We start from the raw sequence: 9,086 nt of genomic DNA, 5'->3' as shown, positions 1-9,086 counted from the left end.
GGGGGCCCCTGCCCGCCGCCAAAGCCCGCTGCCACAGCCGTCCGGGGGCCGGGCGGGCGTGACCAGTTCCCATCAGCCGGCCGCCCATGGTGCTTTCCGGGCGGGGGGCGCCGGAAGAGAATGGCCCCTTCCGACTGTTCCGCGGGGTCCATGAAGGCTGGCGGCACGACCAGGGTGTGGGTACGCAGGGGCCTGGGGCTGCTCGGGCTGGCCCTGGCCGTCCTGCTGGGTCTGTCCCACTTCGTGCGCCTGCGCTACCAGGGCCGCATCGTGCCGCTGGCCGTGGCTCCGGAGGCCCCCGTGGCCCTGGTGTTCGGGGCGGGGCTGGCGCCGGGCGCGGTGCCGTCGCCGGTGCTGGCGCAGCGGCTGGACGCGGCCATCGCGCTCTGGCGGCAGGGCAAGGTCCGGTCGCTGCTGGTAAGCGGGGACAACTCCGCGCCCTTCCACAACGAGACGCGGGCCATGCGGCGCTACCTGCTGGAGCACGGGGTGCCGGAGGACGCGGTGGTGGGGGACGAGGCGGGGCTGTCCACCTACGACAGCTGCCTGCGGGCGCACTCGGTGTTCGGCGCGAACCGGGCGGTGCTCGTCACGCAGCGCTTCCACCTGTCGCGGGCGCTCTTCATCGCCAACTCGGTGGGCATCGACGCGTGGGGCGTGGCGGCGGACGAGGGACGGGCGACTCCCTGGCGCTACACGGTGCGCGAGACGCTCTCCCGGGTGCTGGCGCTGGGGATGGTGCTGCTGGAGGTGAAGCCCGGCAGCACTGACGGCCAGCCGCCGACGGCTCCTCGCTGACGGGGGCCGGGCCCGCCAGGCAGGCGGGCGGCGTCCATTGCCGCTCGCGTCCGGGGGGCCCATTTTCGTGGGGACACGGAAGCTTTTCTCAACCGTCCCTGTCGAGGAGACCCCATGAAGTTCAACAAGCTCGGAGACGAGGATGTGGGCGAGTCCACCTCGCTGCGCCACCGGAACCCGGACACCGGAGAGGATGAGATCAACATCACGGACCAGGACCTGGCGCTGTCGCCCCCCATGGAGGAGGAGGCGGATGCGCGGGACATCCTGCCGGATCAGATCCAGCGCTTCGGCCGGGGGGATGAAGAGGAAGAGGAGCGCGAGCTGACCGCGCAGCCCGACGAACCCGGCCCGCGCGCCCAGTCGCCGGACCTGCTGCCCGAGGGGTAGCCGGGTCCAGCAGGCGGGTGCGGTGTAAGAACAGGGCGCGTCCCAGGACATGGGACGCGCCCCTTGTTTTCAGGCGGGGCCTCCGAGGGAGGCCCCGTGCGGCTCAGGACCGACGGCGCGAGGACTTCTTCGCGGCGGCCTTGCCCGTGGCCTTCTTGGCGGCCCCGCGCGTGGATGCGCCCTTCTTGGCGGCGGCGCCCTTCTTCGGGGCAGCACCCTTCTTCACGGCGGCCTTCTTCGCGGGGGCGCCCTTCTTCGGGATAGCACCCTTCTTCACGGCGCCCTTCTTCACTGCGGCCTTCTTCGCGGCAGCCTTGCCCGTGGCCTTCTTCGCGGTGGCAGCCTTCTTCGCGGCGGCCTTCTTCGCGGTGGCGCCCTTCTTCCCGGCCCCACGCGCGGGCGCGGCCTTCTTCGCGGTGGCCTTGCCCGTGGCCTTCTTCTCGGCCCCACGTGCAGGCGCGGCCTTCTTCGCGGTGGCCTTCTCGCCAGCCGCCTTGCGCGCTCCCGCCCTGGTGGAGACGGCTTCGGTCGGCGCCTCCGCTTCGGCGGCTTCGGCCTTCTTCGTGGCGGCCTTGCCCGTGGACTTCTTCGCGGGGGCGGACGGCGTCTCGGTGACAGCCTTCTCGCGGCGGGCTTTCTTCACGGCGGGGCGCTTGGGCTCGGGCTCCTCGAACAGCTCCTCCTGTTCGGCGGGCTCGGCCTCCTCCTCACCGGTGTCCTCGGCCAGTTCCGCCTCCAGCTCCTCCTCGCTGGACACCTCGGCCTCCTCGTCGGCGGACTCCGCGGCTTCGAGCTCCTCCTCCTCGTCCTCGTCCGCGTCACGGGCCAGGGCGGCCAGGGCGCTCGAGTAGTCGCCGCCACGGCCAGCGGGGGCCTCCTCGTCCTCCTCCGCCTGCGCGGCAGCACCGGACAGCGCGCCCTGGAGCACGGCGTTCATGGCGCGCGCGAAGGTCCGCTCCCCGAAGCTCTCCACCTCTTCCACGGGCGGAATCAGCACCTCGAGCATGTCCTTGAGCGCGCGGTACAGCCGCATCTCCTTCTTCTCGCCGTCCCAGGTGCCGAAGACCCAGGTGTCCCCGTCCAGCGCGTCCACCCAGCCGGGCAGCGGCCCGCCGCCGTCCCCCTGCTCCTCCATCGCGGACTTGCGCGCGACGAACAGGTGCCGGTGCGCCCCCTTCAGCCCGAAGCGCCACACTCCCGCCGCGGGCAGGCCCACCACCATCAGCCGGGTCTTCTCCAGGACGCTGGGCGCCCCCTCCTCGCCACGCAGCGGGAACAGCCGCACCTCGCCCTGGAACTCACCGCCGTTGAGTGCCTGGTACAGGTCCGCCAGGTCCTCGGGGAACGGGACGCCGCACTCCGTCTCCGCGCGGCGGACCTCCTCCACCTGCACACCCACCGAGGTCGCCTTCGCCGACTTGCGCAGTGCCTCCAACCACTCGTGCATGACCCCTCCACGACATCGACAGCCACCAGGGCTCGCACCTTACGGCGCCTTGGGCCCTCGTGAGCAGTGTGCATGTCGGGTTTCGTCCACCCGACGTCCTGTAGACATACCTGGACAACCTGACACGCCCGCCCCTCCATCCCTCCAGGCCGCCTGCCCCGGGTCCAGGCAACCCGCATGGAAGCCCAGTCCCCCGGGCGTTAGGAAGGGCCCATGGCGCATCCCGTAAGCACCGAGGCGACGACCGAGACCTTCGACTCGCTCGTCATGGAGCCCCGCGACGAGCTGGTGGTGGTGGACTTCTGGGGCCCCGGCTGCCCGAACTGCGACATCTACGCCGCCGCCGAACCGGAGCTCCTCAAGGAGCTGGACGGCGCCCCCATGCGCGTCGTCAAGGTCAACGCCTACGAGCACGAGGCACTGGCCACCCGCTTCGGCCTGTACGGCATCCCCACCTTCCTGCTGTTCCGCAACGGGAAGCTGCTGGGGAAGATGAGCCAGTACTACGGCAAGCCGTACTTCCTGGGCGTCATCCGGGACCACCTGCCCGGCGGCGCCAAGGCCCAGGCCTGAGCCCTCAGTCCCGGTAGCCGCGCGCCTGCAGCCGGAACAGGTGCGCGTACCGCCCGTCCAGCGCCATCAGCTCGTCGTGGCTGCCCAGCTCCTGCACCGTGCCGTTGTGGAGCACGGCGATTTGATCCGCCATGCGCACCGTGGAGAAGCGGTGCGAAATCACGATGGCGATGCGGTCCGCGGCCAGCGCCTGGAAGCGCTCGAAGAGGGCGTGCTCGGCCTCCGCGTCGATGCTGGCCGTGGGCTCGTCCAGGATGAGCACCTCCGCGTCGTCGCGCATGAACGCGCGCGACACCGCCAGCTTCTGCCACTGGCCGCTGGACAGCTCCTGGCCCTTCTCGAACCAGCCCCCCAGCATCGTGTCGTACTGGGACGGCAGCGTCGCGATGACGGAGCTCGCCCCGCCCTGCTCCGCCGCCCGTTCGATGGCGGGCCGGTCCTCCAGCGCGGGCACGTGTCCCAGGCCGATGTTCTCCGACACGCTGAACTGGTAGCGCACGAAGTCCTGGAACACCGCCCCGAAGCGGCCGCGCAGGTCGTCCGCGCCCATCTGGGCCGTGTCCACGCCGCCGTAGAGAATCTGGCCTTCGGTCGGCTCGTACATGCGCAGGAGCAGCTTCACCAACGTGCTCTTCCCCGCGCCGTTCTCCCCCACCAGCGCCAGCTTCTGGCCGGGCTTGAGCGTGAGGTTCACGTTGCGCAGCGCCCACGCGTCCTTGCCCGCGTAGCGGAAGGACACGTCGCGCAGCTCGATGGCGTTGCTCCTCCCGCGCGGCGGTGAGACGGCGGGCAGGAGCCTCGGCGCGTTCTCCAACGTGGGGATGTCCAGGTAGGCGAAGAGGTTGCTCATGAAGAGCGCGTCCTCGTACATGGAGCCCACGCTGGTGAGGATGCCCTGGAACGCGGCCTGCCCCTGCCGGAACACGGCCAGGTACAGCACCATGTCACCCACGGAGATGCCGCCATCCGCCGCGCGGCTCGCCACGAAGAGGTAGCAGCCGTAGAAGGCCGCCAGCGACAAGAGGCCCAGGCCCAGGCCCCACACCATGCGCTTGCGCGCGAGCGCCCGGTCCTCCGCGAAGAACTTCTGGAACAGGTCGCGGTAGCGGCCCAGTACCAGCGGCCCCAACCCGAAGAGCTTCACCTCCTTCACGGTGCTGTCACGCGTGAGGATCCACTCCAGGTAGTTGAGCTTGCGGCCCTCCGGCGCGCGCCACGAGTACAGCCGGAAGCCCTCCGCCGCCAGCCGCGCCTCCGCGATGAACGCGGGGATGGACGCGGCGAGCAGCACCACCACGCTCCACGGCGACAGCGCCACGAGCAGCACCGCGTAGGTGGACAGGGTGATGACGTTGCGCACGATGCTGAACGCCTGCATCACCAGCGACAGCGGGCGCGCGTTCGCCTCCCGCCGCGCGTTCTGCATCTTGTCGTAGGTGTCCGAGTCCTCGAAGTGCTTGAGCTCCAGGTCCAGCGCCTTCTGGAGGATGCGCTCGTTGAGCAGGTTGCCCAGGTGCGCGCGCAGGAGGTCCCTGGTGAGCGTGAGCCCCCGCTCCACCACCGCGGAGGCCACCATCAGCGCGAACTCCGTGGCCACCAGCCCCACCACGCGCGAGTTCGCCGCCACGTCGCCCTTCGCCGCGGCCACCACCGTGTCGACGATGAGCTTGCCCACCCACGCGATGCCCGCCGGCAACACCGCCGCCACCAGCGTGAGCACGCCCAGCACCACCGCGCCCCGGGGGCTCGCCCGCCAGAAGAGGTGGAAGGTGCCGGGCAGCTGCTTGAAGAGGACGCCCGCGTTCTTCAGACGGGCCCGGAGCGATGGCGGTGTCGACGGCGTGGGAGGTGGCAAGGTGCCGCCCCTCATAACGCCTCGACGCCCGCCGCGCTGGACTTCCCTGCTTTCAGGAAGCCGGTGCGCCCCCGCCGTCCGGCAGGGCGGCGGGCGGGGCGGCGTGCCGCGAGATGAGCACGTCGCAGAGTGAATGCCGCAGCACGCCCTCGGTCAACGAGGTGGGCGGATTCGCGGAGGACATGCCCAGCGTGAGCAGGTCCGAGTCGCGATCCCGGGCCTCCGCGAGGATGCACTCGCACGGGTCTCCGAAGCGCAGGCGGATCTCCAGCGCCCGGCCGGTCTCCCGGTACGGCGCCAGGAAGCGCCCGAGCGCCCTTCGCGCCGCGTCCTCGCGCTCCTGCAGCAGCCCCAGCTGCCGCGTCAAGGGGACATCCTCACGGCGCAGGGCGGCCTCCTCCTCGCGCAGGTCCACCACGTGCAGCACCTCGATGGGGGTCGAGACCGGACACAGGCGCATCGTCAGCTCCAGCGCGCGGCGGGACTCCCGTGAGAAGTTCACCGCGACGAGGGGCCGGTGGTAGACACGGCCCGGGTGCGGCATCACCACCAGCACGGACGCGTCCACCTCCCGCACCAGCCGCATCACCATGGCGTCGTCCGGCAGCGGCTTCGCCGGTTGGGGCAGGTGCGGCCAGCCCACCACCAGCACCTCCACGCCCTGGTCCTTGGCCAGCTCCGCCGCCTCGTGCGGCGCGTCACCGGTGCGCAGCTCCTCGCGCACGTCCACGTCCGGCCGCTGCCGCAGCCGCTTCGCCGCGGACGTCACCGACCGGCGCAGGCACTGCTCGCCGTCCACCGTCCCATCCGGGCCGGAGTGGCCATCCAACCGCGGGCTCACGTGCAGCACGCTGAAGGCCGCTCCGTGCGCGAGCGGAAGGCGCAGCGCACGGGCGAGCGCGAACTCGGACTGCAGGGAGAAGTCCAACCCCACCGCCACCCGCCGCAGCCCCCGCTGAGCGCGGAGGACGCCGTCGGGCAGCAGCGGCAGACTCCTTCGGGAAGACACGTTTGGCCTCATCTCGACTCCCTTCCACCTCACCGCTGGAACGCACCGCGCGGAAGGGCTGACCGCCTCACGCGGGCCCTCATGGACATACATTCAGACCCGTCGGTGGATGTGCCACCCGTCTTTTGCGGGGACGCTGGGTCCGCAGCCTGGCGGCGGAGCACGCGAGCGGCCTGGCCCGGCGGGACGCTCCGGCGAGGGCAGGCGGGCAGGCCTTCCATCCTCTGGACGCCGTCCTGTTTCTGTAACGTTTTCAGGGCGCCCCACCGCTTCGTTCAAGGACTCCAGGGCAGGCATGCGTTCAGGGCCGCCATTTCAACGGTTTGAGACGTTCACCGCAGGACCTTGGGGCATGGGGGTGTTTTCAGAGGCTCGGCCAGCCCTTTGCAAAGACCTCTGACCGGCTTCTCACGAGGCCATGGGCGGCGGGTCGGACGGCAGGTCGCAAGGGAGCGGGAACATGCGCGGGGTCATCACCGGACGTGAGGTGGTTTCCAACCTGGGACTCATCTACCGGGAGTTCGGGACAGCCTGTGTGTTGCGCTGCCTCTGGGTGATGCTCAGCGGGAAGTCCACCACCTTCCTGGAGGTGGCGTGTCCCTGCGAGAAGATGCGGCAGTGAGCACGCGCCGCTGAAGACAGCTCGAGCCGCGGGAAGCATCAGCTTCCGCGGCCCGAACGGTTTCAACGGCGGTGTGAGGTGTGGCGCTAGCGCTGATACGGATCCGCGTCACCGCGACGCACTTCCTCGCGCTCGTCCTTCTTGTCCTTGATGGCGTGCTTCACGTCCTCGACCACGCCCTTGACCTTGCCCTTGAGCGTGTCCGCCTTGCCTTCGGCTTCCAGCGAACGGTCGCCCGTCGCCACGCCCACGGTTTCCTTCACCTTGCCCTTGGCCTTGTCAGTCCACTCGCCCATGGCGTCCTCCTGACGTCGGTGTGTGAATCGTTGTGGAGGACAACGTGCGCACGTCATGGGCGGTCGGCAGGTGACGGTGGCTCGTCCGCACGGTCGCCCTGCTCGGGCCGCGACAGGTCGGAATGTCAGGCAATGGACAGTGTACGGCGCGCGATGAAACGACACGCGCCCTGCCCTGCCTACCCGTTGCGTCCCTGTTATTCGCGGAGACCCGGGAGTCTGGCTCGCAAGACGAAGACGTTGCATTGACGCATCCGCACTTCGCCCGCAGGCTTGAGCCGTTCAACCGGATCCGTCACCTGATGACACAGCCATCCCCCCCTTCGACCCAGGCGCTGCTCTTCAAGCTGCTCTTGCTGCGCACGCTGGTCGTCACGGTGGCGGTGGCGCCGGCCATCTACGTCGACATGCAGCTGCTGGACGTGGACGCGAGCCACACGGGGTTCGTGCTGGGCGTCGTCACGCCCATCGTCATTGGCGGGCTGGCGCTGGTGGTGCCCATTGGAGCGGTGGGCGCGCTGTTGCGGTACGCGGTGGAGGCGAAGGCGAGCCCCGCGGAGCGGCTGGGACGGCTGTTGCGGCTGCCGGGCGTGCTCACGTTCGTGGAGGCGCAGTCGGGCTGGTTCCTGGGCGGCATCTTCTTCAACGGCGCCATTGGTCTGGCGCTGGACCGGCCGCCGCGCGTCATCCTGGTGGGCGTGGCGGTGGCGATGAGCGCGGGGCTCTTCAGCGCGCCCATCATGTACATGCTCTACGAGAAGGCGCTGGCGGCGGTGACGCTGGAGGCGTTCCGCCGCGCGCCGCATGAGCGCCCCGCTGGAGAAGGGCTGTTCCTGCCCCGGCAGAGCTGGTTCCTGCCGGCCATCGTCGTGTCCGCGCTGTTGATTACGTGCATCACGAGCATCGCCACGTTGCAGCTGCGGCTGGAGAAGAACCTGTCGTCGCTGGCGGACGACCTGGAGCTGTCGGGCGAGTACCGGGGCGCGGCGCGGGTGCGCTCGCGCATCCAGCCATTGCAGCGCGACCTGACGTTGCCGGTGGCGTTCCTGGGCGGGTTCGCGGCGCTGGGGGCCATCTTCACGGCGGCGTGGGCGGCGCGCCGGCTGGCGCAGGGCGCGAGGGCGGTGGGGGCGTCGCTGGACGCGCTGGTGGAGGGCCGCGCGGCGCCGCCGCAGTGGGTGTCCACGGATGAGCTGGGCGACCTGTCCGCGCGCACGTGGCTGCTCTATGAACAATTGCAGGAGCTGCCCCGGGCGCTGAGTTCCTCCGCGGGGCACCTGGCGAAGGCGGGCACGCGGCTGACGGAGGCGAGCGACCAGCAGAACCGCACGCTGTCGCGGCAGGCGTCGGCCATCCACCAGGCGCGCACGACGGCGCATGAAATCCAGCAGATGTCGAAGCTGGCGGCGAGCCGCGCGGGGAGCGTCCTGCAGGTGGCGGAGCGCGCCGCGGCGATGGGCAAGCTGGGCGAGGAGTCGCTGGCGGGCACGGAGCAGGGGCTCGCTGACATCCGGGGCCTGACGCACGGCTTGAATCAGCAGGTGGTGGACCTGGGCACGCGTGCTCGCGAAGTGGGCCGGGTGTCGGAGGTGGTGAAGTCGCTGGCGGACCAGTCGCACATGCTGGCCATCAACGCGGCCATCGAGGCGAGCCGCGCGGGCGAGCAGGGCCGGGGCTTCGCGGTGGTGGCGCGGCAGATGCGCGAGCTGGCGGACCAGTCCATCAAGGCGACGGGCCAGGTGCGCGGGTTGCTGGAAGGCATGGAGACCGCGACGGGCGAGGCGGTCGTGACGGCGGACAAGAGCTCCGCGGGCGTGGAGGCGGCGCTGGTGCCGCTGCGCAAGAGCGGCGAGCGGCTGCGGGAGCTCATCAAGCTGACGCACGAGTCCGCGTCCGCGGTGCGGCAGATTGCGGAAGCCGTGGCGCAGCAGCACGCGGGCGTGGATCAGCTGTTCAGCGCGGTGAGTGAGATGGATGAGCTGATGGCCGCGACGCTGCGACAGCTGGGCACGACGCAGGAGGCGGCGACGGCGGTGGCCCAGGCGACGGGGCAGGTGTCGGAGCTGGCGGAGCGGTACGTTTCGTAGCGGTGTGGC

The 9,086-nt window shown here is 70.7% G+C and carries 9 protein-coding genes; 5 read left to right on the top strand and 4 right to left on the bottom strand.

What is annotated here, in order from left to right; translation table 11 throughout:
• Window positions 1–150: 150 nt before the first annotated feature.
• Entirely contained in the window at window positions 151–798 is a 648-nt protein-coding gene (locus tag D7V77_RS16205) for a vancomycin high temperature exclusion protein (RefSeq protein ID WP_169822710.1), read from the top strand.
• Between the two features lie 114 nt (window positions 799–912).
• Window positions 913–1,188, top strand: coding sequence for a hypothetical protein (locus D7V77_RS16200; protein WP_120577195.1), 276 nt, complete (start codon window positions 913–915; stop codon window positions 1,186–1,188).
• Between the two features lie 103 nt (window positions 1,189–1,291).
• Here D7V77_RS16200 and D7V77_RS16195 read toward each other — a convergent pair whose 3' ends face one another.
• Window positions 1,292–2,635: an SMI1/KNR4 family protein gene (locus D7V77_RS16195; RefSeq protein ID WP_120577194.1), complete on the bottom strand. Its 1,344-nt coding sequence runs from the start codon at window positions 2,633–2,635 to the stop codon at window positions 1,292–1,294.
• A 213-nt stretch (window positions 2,636–2,848) separates the two neighbouring features.
• On the opposite strand from D7V77_RS16195, the gene D7V77_RS16190 reads away from it, so the two are divergent.
• A complete protein-coding gene (locus D7V77_RS16190) occupies window positions 2,849–3,208 on the top strand; it encodes a co-chaperone YbbN (protein ID WP_120577193.1) in 360 nt (119 codons plus the stop codon).
• A gap of 4 nt (window positions 3,209–3,212) precedes the next feature.
• On the opposite strand, the gene D7V77_RS16185 is transcribed toward D7V77_RS16190, so the two are convergent.
• Both D7V77_RS16185 and D7V77_RS16180 read right to left on the bottom strand, forming a co-directional pair.
• Window positions 3,213–5,078, bottom strand: a complete 1,866-nt coding sequence (locus D7V77_RS16185; RefSeq protein WP_120577192.1) for an ABC transporter ATP-binding protein — start codon at window positions 5,076–5,078, stop codon at window positions 3,213–3,215.
• A gap of 37 nt (window positions 5,079–5,115) precedes the next feature.
• Complete coding sequence (locus D7V77_RS16180; protein WP_233597016.1) at window positions 5,116–6,072, bottom strand: universal stress protein; 957 nt, start codon at window positions 6,070–6,072, stop codon at window positions 5,116–5,118.
• A gap of 460 nt (window positions 6,073–6,532) precedes the next feature.
• Here D7V77_RS16180 and D7V77_RS44285 point away from each other — a divergent pair, with 460 nt between their 5' ends.
• Window positions 6,533–6,694 carry a hypothetical protein gene (locus tag D7V77_RS44285; protein ID WP_167548270.1) on the top strand — a complete coding sequence of 54 codons (162 nt, stop codon included), beginning with the start codon at window positions 6,533–6,535 and terminating at the stop codon, window positions 6,692–6,694.
• A gap of 86 nt (window positions 6,695–6,780) precedes the next feature.
• On the opposite strand, the gene D7V77_RS16175 is transcribed toward D7V77_RS44285, so the two are convergent.
• A complete protein-coding gene (locus tag D7V77_RS16175) occupies window positions 6,781–6,990 on the bottom strand; it encodes a CsbD family protein (protein WP_120577190.1) in 210 nt (69 codons plus the stop codon).
• A 302-nt stretch (window positions 6,991–7,292) separates the two neighbouring features.
• Between D7V77_RS16175 and D7V77_RS45705 the strand changes: the two genes are divergently transcribed.
• Complete coding sequence (locus D7V77_RS45705; protein WP_120577198.1) at window positions 7,293–9,077, top strand: methyl-accepting chemotaxis protein; 1,785 nt, start codon at window positions 7,293–7,295, stop codon at window positions 9,075–9,077.
• The last annotated feature ends 9 nt before the right edge of the window (window positions 9,078–9,086 follow it).

The sequence above is a fragment of the Corallococcus sp. CA041A genome, assembly GCF_003612075.1.
Lineage (GTDB): Bacteria > Myxococcota > Myxococcia > Myxococcales > Myxococcaceae > Corallococcus > Corallococcus exiguus.
The sequence above is the reverse complement of the archived record's forward strand: the minus strand, read 5'-3'. Positions and strand labels throughout refer to the sequence as shown.